The organism is Trichocoleus sp. FACHB-6, from assembly GCF_014695815.1.
GTDB classification, from domain to species: domain Bacteria; phylum Cyanobacteriota; class Cyanobacteriia; order Cyanobacteriales; family FACHB-T130; genus Funiculus; species Funiculus sociatus.
Genome location: NZ_JACJOY010000121.1, coordinates 64,109 through 83,911 on the forward strand (window position 1 = coordinate 64,109; position 19,803 = coordinate 83,911).

The 19,803-nt window shown below is 46.5% G+C and carries 13 protein-coding genes; 10 read left to right on the top strand and 3 right to left on the bottom strand.

Annotated elements, in window-relative coordinates; translation table 11 throughout:
• Positions 1-73: 73 nt before the first annotated feature.
• The 4 genes from H6F66_RS24685 to H6F66_RS24700 all read left to right on the top strand — a co-directional run bounded on the left by H6F66_RS24685 (position 74) and on the right by H6F66_RS24700 (position 7,622).
• Complete coding sequence (locus tag H6F66_RS24685; protein ID WP_190427015.1) at positions 74-1,111, top strand: phage tail protein; 1,038 nt, start codon at positions 74-76, stop codon at positions 1,109-1,111.
• A gap of 87 nt (positions 1,112-1,198) precedes the next feature.
• Positions 1,199-2,443, top strand: a complete 1,245-nt coding sequence (locus H6F66_RS24690; protein ID WP_190427017.1) for a DUF4159 domain-containing protein — start codon at positions 1,199-1,201, stop codon at positions 2,441-2,443.
• Between the two features lie 64 nt (positions 2,444-2,507).
• Entirely contained in the window at positions 2,508-4,682 is a 2,175-nt protein-coding gene (locus tag H6F66_RS24695) for a hypothetical protein (RefSeq protein ID WP_190427019.1), read from the top strand.
• An 81-nt stretch (positions 4,683-4,763) separates the two neighbouring features.
• Complete coding sequence (locus H6F66_RS24700) at positions 4,764-7,622, top strand: hypothetical protein (protein WP_199295103.1); 2,859 nt, start codon at positions 4,764-4,766, stop codon at positions 7,620-7,622.
• A gap of 258 nt (positions 7,623-7,880) precedes the next feature.
• Here H6F66_RS24700 and H6F66_RS24705 read toward each other — a convergent pair whose 3' ends face one another.
• A complete protein-coding gene (locus tag H6F66_RS24705; RefSeq protein ID WP_190427022.1) occupies positions 7,881-8,186 on the bottom strand; it encodes an RNA-binding protein in 306 nt (101 codons plus the stop codon).
• 459 nt (positions 8,187-8,645) lie between these two features.
• Here H6F66_RS24705 and H6F66_RS24710 point away from each other — a divergent pair, with 459 nt between their 5' ends.
• Complete coding sequence (locus H6F66_RS24710) at positions 8,646-9,899, top strand: MFS transporter (RefSeq protein ID WP_190427025.1); 1,254 nt, start codon at positions 8,646-8,648, stop codon at positions 9,897-9,899.
• A gap of 104 nt (positions 9,900-10,003) precedes the next feature.
• On the opposite strand, the gene H6F66_RS24715 is transcribed toward H6F66_RS24710, so the two are convergent.
• Positions 10,004-12,760, bottom strand: a complete 2,757-nt coding sequence (locus H6F66_RS24715) for a bifunctional diguanylate cyclase/phosphodiesterase (RefSeq protein ID WP_190427028.1) — start codon at positions 12,758-12,760, stop codon at positions 10,004-10,006.
• 518 nt (positions 12,761-13,278) lie between these two features.
• Between H6F66_RS24715 and ilvB the strand changes: the two genes are divergently transcribed.
• The 5 genes from ilvB (at position 13,279) to coaBC (ending at position 18,268) form a co-directional block, all read left to right on the top strand.
• On the top strand, positions 13,279-15,138 hold the full coding sequence (gene ilvB, locus H6F66_RS24720) for a biosynthetic-type acetolactate synthase large subunit (protein ID WP_190427107.1): 1,860 nt from the start codon (positions 13,279-13,281) through the stop codon (positions 15,136-15,138).
• Between the two features lie 140 nt (positions 15,139-15,278).
• Entirely contained in the window at positions 15,279-15,938 is a 660-nt protein-coding gene (locus H6F66_RS24725; protein WP_190427031.1) for a Crp/Fnr family transcriptional regulator, read from the top strand.
• Between the two features lie 28 nt (positions 15,939-15,966).
• Entirely contained in the window at positions 15,967-16,593 is a 627-nt protein-coding gene (locus H6F66_RS24730) for an alpha/beta hydrolase (protein WP_190427110.1), read from the top strand.
• 110 nt (positions 16,594-16,703) lie between these two features.
• Positions 16,704-16,916, top strand: a complete 213-nt coding sequence (locus tag H6F66_RS24735; RefSeq protein WP_190427034.1) for a DUF2555 domain-containing protein — start codon at positions 16,704-16,706, stop codon at positions 16,914-16,916.
• 80 nt (positions 16,917-16,996) lie between these two features.
• The gene (gene coaBC, locus H6F66_RS24740; protein WP_190427037.1) at positions 16,997-18,268 is read left to right on the top strand and encodes a bifunctional phosphopantothenoylcysteine decarboxylase/phosphopantothenate--cysteine ligase CoaBC; all 1,272 of its coding nucleotides are present in this window, start codon (positions 16,997-16,999) and stop codon (positions 18,266-18,268) included.
• A gap of 110 nt (positions 18,269-18,378) precedes the next feature.
• Here the strand turns inward: coaBC and H6F66_RS24745 are convergent, their stop codons facing one another.
• Positions 18,379-19,755, bottom strand: coding sequence for a serine/threonine-protein kinase (locus tag H6F66_RS24745; protein ID WP_190427040.1), 1,377 nt, complete (start codon positions 19,753-19,755; stop codon positions 18,379-18,381).
• Between the last annotated feature and the right edge of the window lie 48 nt (positions 19,756-19,803).

The following is a 19,803-nucleotide window of genomic DNA, read 5'->3' on the forward strand; positions in this document are numbered from 1 at the left end:
TCGAAATTCATACTTCTTCCTAACTCTTTTACTGTTTCACTCAGCCCTCACTCCCCCTTACTCAGTTCTGGCCATGACTCAAAGCACTTCCCACAGTAAAATTCTCCGCCTGCAACTCACCCCCATGCAGATCACTCAAGCGATCGCGCCCGTGGGAAATGCTTTTGATAGTCCGCAATTGATGAGTGGCGGCGTAAATAGCAGGCTTACCAGTTGCGATCTGGTTGTGCATCCCAAAGAACCAAGTGAAATGGTTGTACAGCTAGAAAACTTGGGAAGGCGTAACTTACAAGTGAACCTGCAAATTGAGGGCTTCCCGCCACAATGGTGTCGCATCGGTATGGAAGGACACGAAATTGCTCCCGGTCAGCAGATGGATGCAGTTTTATACTTCCAAGTTCCAGCCAACTTCTTTGAAAATAATGAATCTTTGGCGACAGATGAAACCCTGGTAGTTGATTATCAGAGCCGTCTTTATGTTTACTACGTAGAAGAAGGTAGTGGCAGGCAACAAATTGAATCCGCCGTCTTTAACCTCTATATACGTCCCCGCAGTCTCTACCTGAATTTTTTGCCAGCACTCTATCAAGAAGTAGATTTTATTGGTCGCTTCTTGAAAATTTTTGAGGAGACTTTTGAACCCGCAGTGCAGTCTATGGATGCTCTGTGGGCTTACCTAGACCCCTTGACTGCGCCTGCGGCGATGCTACCTTTTCTCGCCCACTGGGTAGCTTGGCCCATGAACCCCCGCTGGAGCCTGACTCGGCAGCGTTATCTAATTCGACAAGCTGTGGAACTTTACCGCTGGCGCGGGACAAGACGGGGCTTGCGCCACTATTTGCATCTCTACACAGATTTACCTTTAGACGACCACATACCCCAAGAAGCTGATAAACATATTTGTATTGAAGAAATCTTTGGTAGAGGTTTTGTATTAGGAGAAACACACCTTAGCGAAGATTCTATGCTTGGTGGCGGACGACCCTATCACTTTGTTGTACGTCTGCGTCCTGACCGACCGGAACAAATTGATGAAGGATTAGTGCGCCACATTATTGAACAAGAAAAACCAGCTTTCTGTACTTACGAACTTACTATCGAAACAGGTTAATCGCTAATTTCTAATGGCTAATGGTAATAAAAAAGCAATTAGCAATTAGCAATTAGCAATTAGCAATTAGCAATTAGCATACCAACTATGTTTCCCCCACCATCCACCAACCCCTTAGAGCGCTTACACGTCACTGACGGTCTACTAATGAACGCCGACCGCTGGCGGCGATCGCATGAGTACCATCGACAGCGCCAAAATATTCATTATCAGTCCTTGAATCAGCCAGGAATTGTCTCTGGTTTAGGCGTACATTTGATTTCAGCACCAGCAGATGTAGCACCGCAATTCCGGGATGGACGTTGGCTGCAAATTCAGCCGGGAATTGCCATAGATTTAATGGGAAATCCGATTGTAGTTCCCGAACCAATTGAATTTCGGGTGTCGGGGGAGATGGCACAAAATCCCCAAATGGTTTATTTGGTGGTTAGTTATGTAGACCCAGAGAAATTGCGTCGGAAAGAGTCGCGTGAATTTGAAAGGGAAACTTTTAGAATTGACGAAAAAATGGCTCCGCCTAGTGATTTGGAAGTGGAATTGTGTCGAATTCTCCTGCAACCAGAGGCGGAACAATTAGAGAATCCCAAGGATGTATTTTTTCCGACAGTTAATAGTTTAGATTTGCGCTACCGAACAGTTGCGCGATCGCGTCCAGCAGCAGTTGTCCGAGTTGCCCATATAATGCGATCGCAACCCGCCGACGAGCGCAGTTTTACTAATCTTTCCTATTTGCTAGATTCTGTTGCTGCTCTTTACCCAAGTTTACAGGGAGAAGACACAATTGGACGAGTAACTTTAGCAGATTCTAAAATTTCAGATTATGACTTACTTTATCTAACTGGTAAGCGCTCTCTTTATCTGAACCAACAAGAATTTGAAGCTTTGAGGAATTATTTAGATACAGGCGGTATTCTGCTAGTAGATGCTCCCACAGATGCCATAAACCTGATAGAAAGTGTCATGGCTATCACCCAACAACTAGGGACACCTCTAGAAGATATCAAACGCCTGAGTCGAAATCACCCCTTACGCACCAAGCCTTTCTTATTTGCAGCGCTACCCACATTAAATAATCAGCAAATTCAAATAGGTTATGGGGGAGGAATCATTTTAGTAATTGGCGAACTGTCAGCAGCTTGGGGATTAGATGACAAGCTTCTCCTATCGCGAGAAACCATTCGTACCGCCCAAGAACTAGGAATTAACCTTCTACATTTTGCCCAAGCTCGAAGACAAATGACGCAGTTAATAAAAGCAGGAAGTGTAGTAGCGATCGCTCCGGAAACGCCTGTTTCTAAAAGGCAAGCTATTTTTGACAAACTCCAATTTTAAATTAATCATAAGCAATCCAGGCAAGTTGCCTGAGTTATTAGGCATTTCTTACTAACAAAAAACTATGACGAAGAGTTTTATTAGTGCAAGTATCTCCACACAGGTACTCAGATTAAAGCCAGGAGGAAACACAGCTTCCTTTGAAGTAAGTGTTACCAATGAAAGCGAACAATTTGCTACTTTTCAAGTAGAGCTTCTAGCCGCTGGTACCGATGGTAACTTAGGTTCTCGCTGGTACAACCTTTCACCAGGAATAAGCGCTAAAAAACCACCAGGAGATAGTACAAAGTTTTATGTAACTATTACCGATACACCTGTTCCAGGGTTTGTCGGCAAAATGAACATCACAGTACGCATTTTCTCCCTGGAACTGCGGGAGGAAGAAAGACAACTTTTGCGTCTGGCAGTTGAGCAGGGAATTGGCTCTATACCGATGCAGCTGGAGCTGCCAGTTCGAGAATTTAAAACTCATCCGACAGACCTGATAGAAATACCAGTCCGCGTTTATAATCCCAGTCAATCGCCCGCGAATGTTGTACTGCATTTTTTAGGTGTAGAACGCAGCTGGTTGATAGAGGGAACCGACCGAAAATTGCTAGTTCCTGCTGGCACCAAAACAGAGACAATTTTCTTATGCCAATTACCCAGCGCCGGACTCGCTCCCAGTGGAACATACCCTTTCACCATCGAATGCCAACAGGTAAACGGCCCCCCATCTAGTATCCAAGGGGCGGTAATAGTTTCTCCTGGGGGGTTTATGGACTTCCTGTGTACCCCAGCTTTACATCAGATACCCGAATCCCGCAATTGGCGGCTTCTTAAAAACTGGAAATCGAACGCTGCAACTTATAAAATTCAATTCGACAACGCCAGCAATTTAACTCAGCAGGTGAGTGTTGAAGTCCACCCAGAAGAGCCGCGTGCCTTTAAGTTAGAGGTGATTCCTGAAAGTTCGCAAGTAGCTCCGGGTGAGACAACTGAGTTGTTGCTGGTGGCTAATAAGAAGCGGCGGCGCTGGTTGGGGATATTGCCGCAAAGATTTTTGTTTGAAGTCAAGGCTGTGGTGTCGGACGATAGATTAGATGTACGCAACGACACTCAAATCGTAAAATTGCGTGTTTTACCTGTTGTACCGATTTGGATGCAGTTAGTAGGCGGGTTTTTATTATTATTCCTGCTCTGGTGGCTCTCCTGGCTTAACCCTAAAAACCCATTTTGGGGTCACAAGGAAGCTGTTACTTCTGTGCAATTCAATGGAGTAGGCGAACAAGTTGTCAGCGGTTCTAATGACCAAACTACGATTAGATGGGGGAGTGCAGGCTTTTTCAATCCATTAATCAACCAACAACTGGGAGTAATTGGGAGAAACGAAAAGGGGGTGCGAACTGTTCGTTATAAACCTGTAGACAACGATCTGATGGCGGCAGGATTGGAAAATGGGGAAATAAAACTGTGGGATGTATTGGGTAATGGGAGAAACCCGATAAGTTCTTTCTCCTACCAAAAAGATGACCGGGTTTTGGCTTTAGAGTTCTCGAAAGACTCGCGCTATCTGTTCAGTGGTCACGGTAGCGGCTTAGTGCTGGTGTGGGATGTGGAACGCACTAACATTAGCACGCCTAACAATCAACCTCTTCGGGGCAAGAAATTTGACTTTGTGGTGAATTCTTTAGCGCTGGTGGGGAAAGCAGGTAAAAACCTGATGATTGGCGGACGGTATAACCAATTGGTAGTGTGGAACTTAGAAAAAGACAAATGGGGGCGGGTGTCCTATCCCCGCAAAGGTAGTCAGGAAGATTACATTGTCAGCTTGGATAGTGCTGAATATAACCCTAATCTTTTGGTAACTGCTGATAACCAAGGCTACATTACCTTGTGGAATATGCAACAATGCCTTGCCGATAAGGGGCTTTGTGAGGTTTTAGATGAATGGTCTGATGGTCACGGTGGCAAACCAGTTCGTTCGGTGGCTCTGAGCGCTAATGGTTGCTACTTGGCAAGTGGCGGGGATGATGGAAAAGTGATGCTTTGGTATCTGACGGCTGAAGGTAAGCGCGATCCGCAATTCTCGAAAGGAAAAAAAATCGATCAGTCTTTGAAGGAGTCTGAAAAGATCAATAGTGTTGATATTAAGCAGACAGGGAAATATATTTTAGTGGCTAGTGGAAGCGATGATACAGAGGTGAAATTAGATCGTGTGGAGCGACAACGTAACGCGCAGTGTGGGAACCAGGAATAGGGATTGGGGGATTGGGAATTAGGAATTGGGAATCCCTAGTCCCCTTCTCCCCCATCACTACTTTTTTGTAGAGGGGGTAACATGACGAGGCAGCACTTGAACCCTTCTGGGGCAGAGACGGGGAGACAAGAGCCGGAAGGCTCCGGCGGTCTAAATATGGTGGATATACTGACGCTGCCTGACGAGCAGCGGCAGGTTGTCCAATGGATGATGCGAAAAAAATCAGATGTCAGCTTGGCTGAGGTAGCAGAGCGCATTGACTCAAATCAGTCGGATGCGATCGCTATTATGGACGAGTTGGTAGATCAAGGCTTCGTGCAAGAAATGCAAATTGCAGGCGAGGCACGCTACCGGATTCGTCTTGCTGCCAAACGAGGAACCCAGCAGCAGACTATCCAACAGGCTTTGGCTCCTGGTAATCCTCTCTCTGTCATCCTCAATCCCAGTGGAGATTACGCCCTCGTAGCCGGGAGTAACTTCGATCTGTGCGTCACCGTAAGTAACAAGGGCAACCAGAGCGCCTTAATTGATATTTTTATCGATGAAGTATCCTATCCCCGCAACTGGTGTATTAATCCCCATGAGCGGCTGGCTTTGGGTGCCAACTCCACTAGCGAGGTTATATTTCAGTTTCAGGTGCCATTGGAGGCTAAACCCAGCACCTACAACTACCTGTTAGTGGTTGATGCGCCACTGCACTACCCAGAAGATACTCCGATTCGACATAACAGCCGGCTTCAGGTTTTACCGCCAGTTGAGGCTGCTATCCGAGTCAGCGACCCTACTTTCAGTCTTTCACCACCTACGAGTTCTACTGCACCTGCCCTTCTGCAACCTGGAGCGCTGTTGCAAGTCGCGGTGAGCATACATAATCGCTCCGACCGAGTAGACCGTTTTCGACTGACGTGTCCAGAGCTGAATGAAAAATGGTATACCGTGCGCTATCCAGAGGGTTTAAATTCACCTGGATTAGTAACAACTGCAACTGCATTAGACCTTAACCCCGGAGAGAAGGGCGACATCCTGCTATTTTTGAATCCGCCAATGGACGCTGTGGCGGGAACTTACTTTCCCACTGTGCGGCTATATTCTGCGAACAATCCAGACTTGGTGTTGCTGGATGTGGTGTACTTACAAATTCTCCCGACTTACCTGCTGACTGTAGAATTTCGCAGCTTGGTGGGCAAGGTGCGGCGTTTAGCCGGACTGTATGAGGTTAGGTTGAACAATTCGGGTAACATATCGCGGGAAGTCATTGTACGAGCTAAAAGTTTAGATGAGGAGGATGTGTGTAGTTACACAGTGCTGCCGACTATGCTGCGGATAACGCCTTTTTCCTTAGCTACCGCGGAAATTAAGGTAAAACCGCTCAAGTGGTGGCGTCGCCCAATCTATGGGGGAGGACGGCTGATCAACTTCGGCGTTGAAATTGAAGATACGCAGCAGTTGCCTTTAATTAATGATGCGCCTCAGGGGACTTTGTATTGGGAGCCGCGTCCTTGGTGGCAGTTTTTGCTGGTGTTGCTCACTGTGTTGGGAACTGTCGCTGCGATCGCATTCCTCGTTTGGTTGCTATTCTTTAAGCCAAAGCCATCACCAAAAGTTATTGAATTCGGCTCTCAAGACAATTTCTATCAAGCGGCTGAAGGTGATTTTATCCGCCTCTCTTGGCAAATTCGCAACCCGCAACAACTAAACTCGCTAACCATCACTGGTCAATCACCTGATGGTACAGCTGCCATTGAACCAATATCTTATGATTTCAGTCGAGGAGTCCCAGATCAGCTCAAGTCCTTCTGCGCTATTCGGCAGATACTAATCTGCAAAAATGTGCGTACAGATGCCCGCAAACCTGGTGACTATGTTTTTGAACTAAAAATATTTCCCAAGAACAATAAAGATATAGCATCTAATATTTTAAAAACTAACGTAATTAAAATCGAGCCTATAGCTCCTCCAAAAATTGTCGAGTTTTCCTCTAGCCTACCTGTCTACCAAGAAAGATTAGCAGTTCCGCCAAATAACACACCCAACGATAAAATCCTTCTCAACTGGAGAATTATCAACAGAGATCAAATTAAAGAATTACAGCTAATCGGGCGAGCGCCTGAAGGTGAAGTCACAAGTGTTTTGAAGCGTTATAACTTCAGCGAAGGGATTGCTGTAGGTTTGAAGAAATATTGTTCCATCGAAGTTGGACTCTTATGCAAAAATGTACCTACAGATGCCCGTAAACCTGGAGACTACATTTTTGAACTCGCAGTAATTCCCAACAACGGACAAGAGGAACCATCAGATACCAAAAAAACTGATGCTATTAAAATTCAAGCTCAGCCCTCCAAAATTGTAGAATTTAAAATCAATAATCAAGAGGCTTTGGCGAAATATCTTGTTCCAATTAATAAGAACAAACCTGGGGGAATCTTTAGAATTTCTTGGAAAGTAGAAGGCGGCAAAGATATAAAAGTGCAGCTGCTTCCCTCACCTGGAAACGTCCCGACTTCTGGTAGTCTCCCCTACACCATCAGCCAAAAACCTGGTAGCGAAACTCTTACCTTGCAAGTAACAAATGCTGCTGGCGAACAAATTAGTCGCTCAGTTACTATTGAAACCTTTGAGCCGCCTCCTCCTCCAGCTCCTCCACCTTTAATTCCGGCTCCAGGCGCTAAAGGTTCAACCGCACCAACGTTAGTCCCAGCTCCACCCATTCCACCACCGCTACCGATTGCTCCACCCCCTGCTGCGGGTGCGCCAGCTGGGGATACTGGTGCAGGATCTCCCCCTCCTCCTGCCCCTGGTGCCGCCGCCTCACCTACCGCTCCGAGTGCCGCCGCTCCAGGTGCCGCTCCAGGTGCCGCCGCATCACCCGCCCCTGGTTCCCCCTCACTAAGCGATCCTGATTCGCTTTCACCCTCTGAACTACCACCGCGTTCTGACTAATATTAAAATCCGGTGCAGACTTCGTGTCTTGCACCGGATTCTAATATTAATTTAAACAAGAAACCAAACCGGAAACTAACGAAGGTTGATAGTTCCTTCTCCAACTTAGAGATAATAATCTGGTTGGTAAGGTTAATAGTGTGTCAAGAAAAAATCCACTGCCAAAATGTTTATCCTGAGAAGATCCAAGGAGAGCCTTTAGCAGTGGAAGCGCCAATGTGTGGGAGACTAGCCGAGTTAAATTCTTAATTTCAAGATTTAGTAACGGCGAGAGAAGCCACCACTAGGCCTGCGGTTGCCACCGCCGGAGGGCCCCCTATCTTCACGAGGCTTGGCTTTGTTGACTTTTAGATCGCGGCCCATCCACTCAGCTCCATCCAGAGCTTCAATAGCAGCAGTTTCTTCAGCGTCAGTTTCCATTTCTACGAAACCAAAGCCGCGTGGACGACCAGTTTCTCGGTCGGTAGGTAGTTGAACACGCTTAACAGTTCCATATTCAGCAAAAACTTGGCTGAGGTCTTCTTGCGTGACATCGTAGGATAGGTTGCCTACATAGATTGACATGGAGTATCTCACTTCATCAGATGGTGTAGAGACTTCGATTCGGAGAGATGCCTGTCAATGTAAGACAACAAACTCGCTCAGCCGAATTAAATTCCCAGTGACTAACTTAACATAGGATCGGGCTTCAGGTATTTATTGAAAAGTTAAAACAGCATGAAGTTTGTCAAGGGCAGGATTGCGTAATTTAGGAAGTGACAATTATTGGTAAATTAATAAGAATTTATACATAAAGCAAGAACTTCAGCTAAATTCAGTTCCAACTGTTATAGATGCAGTGCCACCCAATGAGCTGTGCCAGCCGTGAAGGTGTCACGCACCATGTAGCATATAAACTTAGGCAAATGCTTCGCCGATCTGGGAAATTTTTTAAATTAAGCAAAAAGTGTCTACTAGAGTGGCACAATTTACCTTCTAGAGCGCAAACTAGGGTTGTAGATAAGAAGCTCCTGAACAATTGCTATGTTTCCATCTGACCCCCCTCCATCTGGGAGCGGATTTCACGCTCTGTTGAAGAACCGACCCTTTATGGTGCTGTGGGTTGGGCAGATATTGTCCCAAATAGCAGATAAAGTATTCTTCGTTTTGCTGATTGCTTTGCTGAGCGAATATCAGTTCGCTCCCGAAATGGAAAATTCCATGCGATCAGCTCTGATGGTCGCTTTTACGCTACCCGCGATTCTGTTTGGCTCAGCTGCTGGCGTGTTTGTGGATCGCTTTCCTAAGAAGAAAGTTATGGTTGCTTCAGATCTGCTGCGCTTTGGCTTGACAATATTAATTCCCTTGTTGCCACAGAAGTTTAGCATCTTGTTGGTAATTACGTTTTTGAGTTCTGCGGTAACTCAATTTTTTGCCCCAGCAGAACAGGCGGCTATTCCGTTAATGGTGCGGCGCGAAAATTTGATGACGGCTAATGCGCTGTTCACCACGACGATGATGGGTTCTTTGATTGTGGGGTTCGCTGTCGGGGAACCTGTGTTGAGTTTGGCTAGAAGTTTGGGTGGAGAATCTAGTCAAGAATTTTTGGTTGGCGGATTCTACCTGTTAGCGGCGATTATTAGTATGTTCGTTAAGATTAAAGATCCTGCGGTTATCAATCCACAGGCAGCAATTAATCCGATAAGCGACTTGAAAGCGGGGTTGCGTTATCTGTGGCAAAACCGCCTGGTTAGGAATGCAATGTTCCAGTTGGTGATTTTGTATTCGGTGTTTGCGGCGTTAACGGTGCTGGCGATCGATCTTTCCGAGAAGCTGGGGCTGAAATCAGAACAGTTTGGCTTTCTGTTGGCATCTGCTGGGGTGGGGATGGTGTTAGGTGCGGGTATATTGGGACACTGGGGCGATCGCTTCCACCAAAAACCGTTACCATTGTTTGGTTTTCTCAGCATGGCGTTTGTTTTGGGTGTGTTTAGCTTTACACATCGACTTTGGCTGGGTTTAGGGCTGAGTGCTTTTTTGGGTTTGGGGGCATCTTTAATCGGCGTACCGATGCAAACTTTGATTCACCAGCAAACATCGGAATCGATGCGGGGTAAAGTTTTTGGGTTTCAGAATAATGTGGTTAATATTGCTCTAAGTTTGCCGTTAGCGATCGCAGGCCCTCTGACGGATAAATTTGGTCTGCGAGGCGTTCTCCTGGCAATGAGTATCGTTGTTAGTGTAGTGGGCATTTGGGCGTGGCAAAATACCCGCAATGTTTTGAAAGATGCGATTTAGGGATTGGGGATTGGGGATTGGGGATTGGGGATTGGGAGGACTCTAACCCAGTCCCTAGTCCCTAGTCCCCAGTCCCTAGTCCCCAGCCCCTAGTCCCCAGCCCCTCATCTAAAATAAATGAACTTTTCTGCTGCTGCGGCATTGAGTGGCTTAGAGAAAAGATATCCTTGCCCATGTTCGCAGCCAAGAAGTCGCAATTGCTCTAACTCAAGAGGAGTTTCTATTCCCTCGGCGACTACATCCATTCCCAAATTATGGGCAAGCGTGACAATTGTTTGGACAATCTGTAGAGGCAGTCTTGCCTGTCTGCTATTGCCGGATGTCCTCAGTCTACTTACGAAAGAACGGTCAATTTTCAAGGTATTGATGGGAAAACGGTGCAGATAGCTCAAGGAAGAGTATCCTGTACCGAAGTCATCCAAGGATAGTTCAATCTGACGCGATCGCAGTTGCTCTAAACTAACAGTTGCAGCTTCCGCATTTTCGATCAGAACGCTTTCAGTAATTTCCAGCTTCAAACAGCTTGCTTGCAAACCAGTATCCTTGAGAATTTGGTCAATTTGCTCAACTAAATCTGGTTGCAGAAACTGTTTACCGGAAAGATTAACGCTGATAGTTAGGGAGTTGCAACTATTGCCATTTGCCTGCTGCCATGCCCGCATCTGATGACAGGCTTCGCGCAGTATCCACCAGCCAAGCGGTACAATTAGACCAGTTTCTTCGGCAATGGGGATGAACTCGACTGGAGAAATCATGCCTTGTGTCGGGTGAATCCAGCGCGCCAACGCCTCGAAACCAGCGAGCCTACCCGTAGAGAGCAATACAATTGGCTGGTAGTGAAGCTGGAATTGGCAGTTGGTAGGATACGCATCTGGCCTGTCACTCAGTTGTTGATCGAGTGCTAATTGCTCAACTGCCCGTCGCAGATCCGTCTCCAGCTGCAAGTGAGCGATCGCTCTCTCGTGCATAGTTGAGTCAAACACAACGTGGCACGCTTTACCTTCTCCCTTAGCGCGGTACATGGCGATATCAGCATCCCGGAGAAAGTCTTCTGGCTGATTGTATTCAGTTCTAAGCAGAGGAGTGCTAAGTAATGTAGACGCTTCGCCTTCCCAGAGGGTGGGCTGAGGGTTGAGTGAAGAGGAACTAGAGGAATTTTTAAGTATCGCGCCGCTATTTTCTAACTGGGTCTGTACTTCGTACCGCTGCGCTACCACTTCTGAAGTTCTCAATCCTGCTTGCATCGTCAGTTTTTTTACCCCAGCTCTATTTATGGCAATGCCAATGCTGGCGGAGGTGAATACCTCATGTCCATCCAGGTAAAATGGTGATGCTAGCGCCGAGTGAATTTGCTCAGCAAGGTGGACGGCTTCGCTGACATCTTGGATGTTGTCTTGGAGAATTGCAAACTCATCCCCGCCAAAACGTGACACTGTATCAATCGGGCGCAGACACTCTTGCAGCCGTTGAGCAACCGCTTTTAGCAGTTGGTCCCCCAGGAAGTGTCCCAAACAGTCGTTCACAAGTTTGAAGCGATCCAAATCCAGAAATAGTACAGCGAATCGATAGTCAGGACGCCCCTTTGCAGTCTCAATTAAATCTTTCAGACGAGACATCAACAAAGCTCGATTAGGCAGGTTTGTGAGGCTGTCATAAAAGACATTCCGTCGCAGTTGTGCTTCTGCCCACTTTTGCTCAGTAATATCAGTGAAGGCTCCAATAAAACTTTGCAATTGACCAGTTGCTGAGAACAGGGGCGTACAAGAGAAGGCGGTTGTGCGCTGGCAACCATTTTTCCCAATGATGTCCACTTCGTAGCTGGAGGGTTGTCCTTGCAGGCTTTTGCTGTGTTTGTTCGCCATTTTCTCCAGGCTTTCAGGGGTGAAGAAGTCGTGGAAGGTTTTGCCTGCCAGTTCTCCCGCTTCCTCTATCTCCAGCAGGGAACACATTGTGGGATTGATGTAAATTGTGTAGCCATCTTCGCTAAGATGCCAGACTCCCACGGTGTTGTTTTCGGCAAGTGTCCGGTAGCGTTGTTCGCTTTCGCGCAATGCCTCTTCTGCCTGCACGCGGTAGGTAATGTCTGTGGAAATGCCAATAATTCCAATCAATTCGCCTTTATCATTATAAATCGGCGAGTCTGTCACCATTGCCGGGAAGGTACTACCGTCTCGGCGCTGCATCAAAAATTCTCCAGACCAACTTTCGCCAGTGCGGAGGCTGGATCTAATCTCAAGTGCTTGCGATCGCACACAGGGCGGTGCGATAATTTCCGCGATTTTACTACCTATTACCTCTGCTTCTGACCAGCCGTAAAGCGTTTGTGCAAAACGGTTCCAATAAGTAATTCTTCCATCTATATCGGTAGCAATTACTGCCTGCTGCACTGCATTCAACAGTCGCGCCTGAAAGCGGATTTTTGACTCGGCCTGCTGGCGCTCATTGATTTCCCTTTGTAGTTTGTGGTTGGCTACCTCTAGTTGTGCGGCACTGGGGAGAGCGAGCGCTTGCGGAATTAACGGTACTAGCTCCATAGCTGTATAAACGGAAACTCCTGCTGTTGTCGCTTTCACAAATCCCGAAACCCAGTAATCCGGGTGCCATAACGTCCACACTTCTATCAAATGTCCGGTGCCGCAGGCAACAATAAAGGCACCGAACAGCAGGAATATCCAGTTAAACGGTATATCCCGACGCTGTTTAACGAAATATACCAGCATCAGAGGTATTGAATAATACGCCAGCGCTATCAGTAAGTCGGAGGCTATATGCAGCGATACCAACCCAGGCTTCCAGAGATAGCAATGGCCGTGGGGGATAAATTGGATTAAAAATAAAGGTTTTGTGATATATTCCAGCATTGAGCTTATTTTCTGGTGCCATTCATTGCTGTTTCTGGAGCTGATAGCAATTCTCTTGGTCAAGGATGTTTTATCTGCTCTGTATGCTTTGTAACACAACTTAGCATTTAGGAATTGTTCTTTTGTATACTAGGCGACTTAATGTTTGTTGCTTATACCAAAATTCAGCCGATTCGCACAGATTATTCTAAGCAGAGTCCTGATGTCTTCAGCTGAAATACTGACTTATTAGTTGTTTGTGCAAGGTAGGGAGTAATGAAGTTGGCTAATTACCGATTACCTAATGTCTTCAGCTGAAATACTGACTTATTGGTTGCTTATGCAAAATGGGAATTGGAAATAAGTCTTACCCAGTCCCTAGTCACCTCCTCCCCAATGCCCAACTTTGAGAGATCGCTCGACAGGAACTGATAGAAGGAATTAGACTTAAGAATTAACCCCCAACTTGGCATCATTCATTAAATACAAAAGATACAAGAGTTAAGAAAAACCAGTTACTTATAGTGAGAGGTCTACAAGTGCGATCGCAAAGCATCTCGGAAAAAGAAGCAACACGTCAAATGAGCAACAACCGCCAAACAGGTGCATATGCCTTGATTGACAGCTTGATGCGTCACGGTGTAAAGCATATTTTTGGCTATCCAGGTGGTGCAATTCTGCCGATTTACGACGAATTATATCGGGCAGAAGCTAGAGGTGGTATTCAGCACATCTTGGTAAGACACGAGCAAGGTGCGTCACACGCCGCCGATGGCTATGCTCGTGCTACGGGACAGGTGGGTGTCTGTTTTGCAACATCTGGCCCTGGGGCAACCAACTTGGTGACAGGTATTGCCACTGCTCACATGGATTCGATTCCAATGGTGGTGGTCACGGGTCAGGTGGCTCTAGCATCAATTGGCACGGATGCGTTTCAGGAAACAGATATCTACGGAATTACGCTGCCAATTGTAAAGCACTCCTATGTAGTGCGCGATCAAAAAGACATGGCGCGGATTGTGGCGGAAGCGTTCCACATCGCTACTACGGGACGACCGGGGCCAGTTTTGATTGATGTGCCGAAAGATGTTGCATTAGGGCAATTTGACTATTATCCAGTAGAACCAAATTCAGTTAAGTTGCCGGGATACCGTCCCACGGTGAAGGGAAATCCTCGCCAAATCAATGCGGCAGTACATTTAATTCGGGAAGCACAACGTCCCTTATTGTATGTGGGAGGAGGCGCGATCTCAGCTGGCGCTCATCCAGAAATTCAACAACTAGCACAAAGTTTCCAAATCCCCGTCACCACTACCCTGATGGGCAAAGGTTCATTTGACGAAAACCATCCCCTAGCATTGGGAATGTTGGGGATGCACGGCACTGCCTATGCTAACTTTGCAGTGAGCGAGTGCGACTTGTTGATAGCAGTGGGAGCCAGGTTTGATGACCGCGTGACGGGCAAATTGGATGAGTTTGCCTCCCGCGCTAAAGTTATCCATATTGATATTGACCCCGCTGAAGTCGGGAAAAACCGCGCTCCGGAAGTACCAATTGTGGGCGATGTGCGGAATGTCTTGATTGACTTGCTGCGCCGATGTCAGGAAACAGATACCGGAGCGCCAATCCAGACGCAAGCATGGCTAGAACGGATTAATCGCTGGCGGGAAGACTATCCCCTAATTGTCCCCCAATATCCCGATAGTCTGGCACCGCAAGAAGTGATTGTGGAACTAACTCGTCAGGCTCCAGATGCCTACTACACCACAGACGTTGGACAACACCAAATGTGGTCGGCGCAATTCTTGAAGAATGGCCCGCGTAAGTGGATTTCTAGCGCTGGTTTAGGCACGATGGGTTTCGGGATGCCTGCGGCGATGGGTGTCAAGGTAGCTCTGCCGAATGATGAAGTCATCTGTATCAGCGGCGATGCCAGTTTCCAGATGAATTTACAGGAATTGGGAACTCTTGCACAACATCACATAAATGTCAAGACAGTAATTATCAATAATGGCTGGCAGGGGATGGTGCGCCAGTGGCAGGAAGCTTTCTATGGAGAGCGTTACTCGTCCTCGAATATGCAAGTAGGGATGCCAGATTTTGTGCTGCTGGCACAGGCTTTCGGAATTAAGGGGATGGTGGTTCGTAGTCGAGATGAATTGAAAGATGCGATCGCCGAAATGCTTGCCCACAACGGCCCAGTGCTCTTGGATGTCCAAGTCAAAAAGGACGAAAACTGTTACCCAATGGTAGCTCCCGGCAAGAGCAATGCTCAGATGATTGGCTTGCCAGAACTCCACAAATTGGAAAAAGCTACAGAATTAATTTACTGTAGCGGCTGCGGTGCCAAAAACATTGCCAGCAACAAATTCTGTCCTGATTGCGGCACCAAAATTTAATGGCTAATAGCTAATGGCTAATTGTTTAAGAGCAATTAGCCATTAACTTAATCTCATGATTACTTAATCTTTACCTTCAGGAGTTAGAGTGGGGCTGGCTATAATACGCCAGTTTTTCATAGCTGGAGATTCTTGCAGCCATGCCCCCATTTTCTTCTTCAGTTCTAGAAATAGACCAATACGACCCGAACGAAACCCGTCGGTTGCATTTTTACTCGAAAAATGAAGAAATTCCCCTAGTGCCGCAGGGTGTCTGGCAAGTAGATCGGGGATTGGTGCAGATGAGTACAATTTGCGCTAACGGTGACGAAGTGCTGCTGGGTTGGGCAGCGCCTTCGATGTTCTTTGGTCAGTGGGTATTTCAATCCCTGAAAGGAATTCATCCCTTAGCTCAACCAAACGCTGCAATAATATACCACGCCCTATCCGATGTTTACCTGAAGTGGTTTTCTATTCTAGAGATAGAAGCTTCTGGGCGTTTGGCTCAGATAATTTTGCCGCAAATGGTACGACGGATGCAACAGACAGAGGCGCTTTTAGCCATAGTAGGACATCGGCGTGTAGAGGATCGCTTGCATCGGCTACTACTGTTATTGAAACAGGAAGTCGGGCAACCTGTAGCTGGTGGCACTCGTCTATCTGTCCGCCTGACACATCAAAATATTGCCAGTGCTATCGGTACTACTAGAGTCACGATTACGCGACTCCTTAGCAAACTCCAGGGTCAAGGATGGATTAGCCTAGATTGCGATCGCCACATTATCCTAAAAGAAGAGAGCTTCGCTGGCATCTCGGATTGATCGGTCGCATTTTTTTAGGAGTAAGATTCTGTCTTTATCAGTAATTTCCGTTCCCCCATCTCAGGGACAGCAACCAGCTGGGTTGATTGTCGTTTTGCATGGCTTCGGTGGTAATGCCCAAGAGTTGGCATCTTTAACCCCGTTGTTGAATTTACCTTCTTATCAGTTTTTGGTTCCCAATGCTCCCTCTACTCATCCCCAAATGTCATCGGGGAGAGCTTGGTACTACTTCCAAGAGCAGCAGAACGGCTTAGAGCAAAGCAAGACGCAGCTCACTGACTGGCTGAAGTCTCTTGAGAGTACCACTGGGGTTCCCCTGTCGCGCACGATTTTGATGGGTTTTTCTCAGGGTGGCGCAATGACGCTGGATGTGGGACTCAATTTGCCTTTGGCTGGTTTGGTGGTTCTAAGTGGGTATTTACATCCCATTTCTCAACCATCTAAACAAGGTTATCCACCAGTATTGATTGTGCATGGTACAAAAGATACGGTGGTGCCTCTGAGTGCTGCCCAGAAAGCGCGGGATACTTTAACAGCACTGGGCGTATCCGTGCAATATCATGAATTTAACATGGGACACGTAATTCTGCCGGAAGTCTTAGGCGTTGTCCGAAATTTTGTGACAACAAATACCCAATCGTCCTTGGTTTCTTAAACTTGAAGTTTCGTTGCCTCTGTCAATAATACGTAAGAGCGTTAAGATAAAATGGGATGTTTCATCTGTACAATGCTCAATACAGGTGTAAGTTGAGGGAGGCGCGGTCAATGGCAACTGTTAGCATTTCCGAACGGGAAATTTCGGCTCTGACGATGACAGACGTGGAACAACTGGCTGTACGTTTGGAGCGAGATGAATACAACAATCCTTTTGAAGGGTTGGATGATTGGCATTTGCTGCGAGCGATCGCATTTCAGCGTCCAGAGTTAATTGAACCATACATCTACCTCTTGGATTTACAACCCTACGATGAAGCCTAACAATTTTAGATTTTAGATTGGGGTTGGATGGTCATCACAAAGATAATCGCCGTTAACGTCGTACCTTTGTCTAATCCAAAATGGAATCGCCCGACAATCCCAAATCTGATCCCCTCCTACCCCCCCCTGATAAGGGGAATATCCAAAATCCAAAATTGTCAGGTAGACGGGTTCTAATTGGTATAGGCGGCGGTATCGCCGCCTATAAAGTTTGTGAAGTTATCTCAACGCTTGCTAAGTCTGGGGTGGAAGTTCGAGCAATTCTCACTGATGCTGCTTGTCAATTTATCACGCCCTTGACAGTGGCAACCCTGTCTCGTCATCCGGCTTACACAGATGAGGACTTTTGGCAACCACACAAACGCCCCTTGCATATTGAGTTGGGGGAATGGGCAGAGGTTTTTGTTATTGCTCCCCTGACAGCTAATACTTTGGGTAAGTTGGCTTATGGTTTAGCTGACAACTTGCTCACCAATACCGTGTTAGCTTCCACTTGTCCCGTGCTGTTGGCACCTGCAATGAATACGGATATGTGGGAACAACTTTCGGTGCAACGCAATTGGCAACAGTTGTTGACAGATAAACGTTATCACAGTGTGGGGCCTGGTGCCGGACTTTTGGCTTGCGATCGCGTTGGTGCTGGGCGAATGGCAGAACCTGCGGAAATTTTGCCGACAATTGCATCATTATTACACGCAAAAGGCAAGCGAGATTTAGCCGGGAAGCGAGTTTTAATTAGTGCTGGGGGAACACGAGAACATTTAGATCCGGTGCGCTTCATCGGCAATCCCTCTACTGGCAAAATGGGATTAGCATTGGCACAAGCTGCACTGCATCGAGGCGCAGGGGTGACACTGGTTCGCGCACCCGCCGCTTGGGATGTACCATTGGGGGTGCAAGCGATTTCTGTCACCAGTGCAAAAGAGATGGAACAGGAAATGCGATCGCATTTTTCCAATGCCGATGTAATAATAATGTCGGCAGCTGTGGCGGATGTGAAACCAGCCGAGTATAGTGCAGAGAAATTGCCGAAGCGTTTACTTCCAACAAACTTACCCCTCGAACCCGTACCGGATATCGTCGCAGAATTGGCAACTCTTAAAAAGCCGCATCAAAAGTTAATTGGGTTTGCGGCTCAAACTGGAGATATTGTAACGCCAGCTTTGGAAAAGTTGCACAAGAAAAAATTAGATGCCATTGTTGCCAATCCTATTGATAAACCGGATAGTGGTTTTGGCAGCGACAACAATCAAGCTATATTTCTAGACAAGCAAGGACACAAAGTAGAGATTGAGCCTTGTAGTAAATTACAGATGGCTCACTATTTGTTTGATTTTATTATTAGTTATTAGTCATCAAACGTTGTCAGGTTTCAACTTTTTAACCTGACAACAAACAAAGGACAACCTTCCTTTTTCATCCCTCCCTCAACAGCAAAATAGAGTGGGAGTCGGACAATTGACTAAGAACTAAGACGATAAAAAAGATTTAGCAAACCCACCCACCAACCAACCTCACAAAAAACATAGCCACTGGGGAGGTGTCCCAAAGGAGCTAGAGCGCAATCAAACATAAATTGCTCATAGTCAACCCAACAAGAGTTTATCCGCCATTGCAAGCGATCGCCTAAATTACACATAATTTCATAATTGGCATTTTTCGTACCTCCTATACTTTCCCAAATATGCTTTTGTACGCTAAAACCAAAGCGTCCCTTACTGTGCTTTATCCAAAGAGTGTCAATTAAACAAAGGTCTTTTGAGGGAAACATTTTAATATCTTCAACTCTCAGCCAGCCTTCCTTTTCTCTACAGGCTATTTTTAGCATGAGTGCCGCAGTTTCCTCATCCGCTTCTTTCCACTTTCCTAGCGCTAAATGAGCTTGTAAATTACGATAATCTATCCCGGAAGATGAATCTTGCCTGTGAGTTAGAATATTCTGATTAGTAGGCGTGTAACTTTGTTTAGATTGTCTTAAGGTTGGACTAATATTTGATAATTGTTGCCCAGTAGGAGTATTAAAAGTCAGCAACTCTATCCACTCCTGCACCGACTGAGGACGATTTTCTGACTGAAACTCCAAGCCTTGGAGAATCGCCCGATTAACTATATTACTAATATTGGGATTTATTTGCTGCGGTGCATCCAAGGGAATGCCAGCAGCCCTAGCGGGAGCAGGTAACGGCACTTCTTGGGTAAGCAGATAGTAAAGCGTTCCCGCCAGTGCATAAACATCCGAATACTCTCCGCGTCTCGCTTGCAGCGCATACTGTTCGATAGGTGCAAAACCGGGAGTAAAAGTTTGCGTCTGAGTCTGCGTCAAATTTGGAATAAATTCTCGTGCAATGCCAAAATCAATTAGCACAGCTTCTAGTTTTCCAGTACGCACCATAATATTAGACGGCTTCACATCCCGATGTAAAAAGCCTCTATCGTGAATAAAAGTTAGCGCCTCACCAATTTGTCGAATATATTTTAATGCTTCGGTTTCCGACAGTACGCCTTGCTGACTAACGCGCTGCCATAAATCTTCCCCCTCAACATACTCCATAGCTATGCAAGGTAGTTGCCCCTCAGAAAAAGCATTTTCAATCCTTACAATGTGCGGGTGTCTGCATACGGCTAGGCGTAGCGCTTCTTTCTCAAAATCTCGATTGAACTTGTCTCGATACGTCGTAAATTCGCGTTTATTCAATACTCTATCGTTCAGCGTCTTGATGACGACAGCATTCCCTTTTTTATCCCTAGCCAAATAGGTGATGCCACAGCCACCTTCTCCCAGCACCCGTTTGATAATATATCGCCCGCCATGCAACAGCTGCCCATCTGCCCAAACCATTGCTTAAATCTGTGACACTTGCGTTAATTTTGACATACTGCCTGCCCT

Coding starts and splice junctions, on each gene's coding strand:
- H6F66_RS24685 (WP_190427015.1), top strand. CDS start 74: ATGACTCAAAGCACTTCCCACAGTAAAATTCTCCGCCTGCAACTCACC.
- H6F66_RS24690 (WP_190427017.1), top strand. CDS start 1,199: ATGTTTCCCCCACCATCCACCAACCCCTTAGAGCGCTTACACGTCACT.
- H6F66_RS24695 (WP_190427019.1), top strand. CDS start 2,508: ATGACGAAGAGTTTTATTAGTGCAAGTATCTCCACACAGGTACTCAGA.
- H6F66_RS24700 (WP_199295103.1), top strand. CDS start 4,764: ATGACGAGGCAGCACTTGAACCCTTCTGGGGCAGAGACGGGGAGACAA.
- H6F66_RS24705 (WP_190427022.1), bottom strand. CDS start 8,186: ATGTCAATCTATGTAGGCAACCTATCCTACGATGTCACGCAAGAAGAC.
- H6F66_RS24710 (WP_190427025.1), top strand. CDS start 8,646: ATGTTTCCATCTGACCCCCCTCCATCTGGGAGCGGATTTCACGCTCTG.
- H6F66_RS24715 (WP_190427028.1), bottom strand. CDS start 12,760: ATGCTGGAATATATCACAAAACCTTTATTTTTAATCCAATTTATCCCC.
- H6F66_RS24725 (WP_190427031.1), top strand. CDS start 15,279: ATGCCCCCATTTTCTTCTTCAGTTCTAGAAATAGACCAATACGACCCG.
- H6F66_RS24735 (WP_190427034.1), top strand. CDS start 16,704: ATGGCAACTGTTAGCATTTCCGAACGGGAAATTTCGGCTCTGACGATG.
- coaBC (WP_190427037.1), top strand. CDS start 16,997: ATGGAATCGCCCGACAATCCCAAATCTGATCCCCTCCTACCCCCCCCT.
- H6F66_RS24745 (WP_190427040.1), bottom strand. CDS start 19,755: ATGGTTTGGGCAGATGGGCAGCTGTTGCATGGCGGGCGATATATTATC.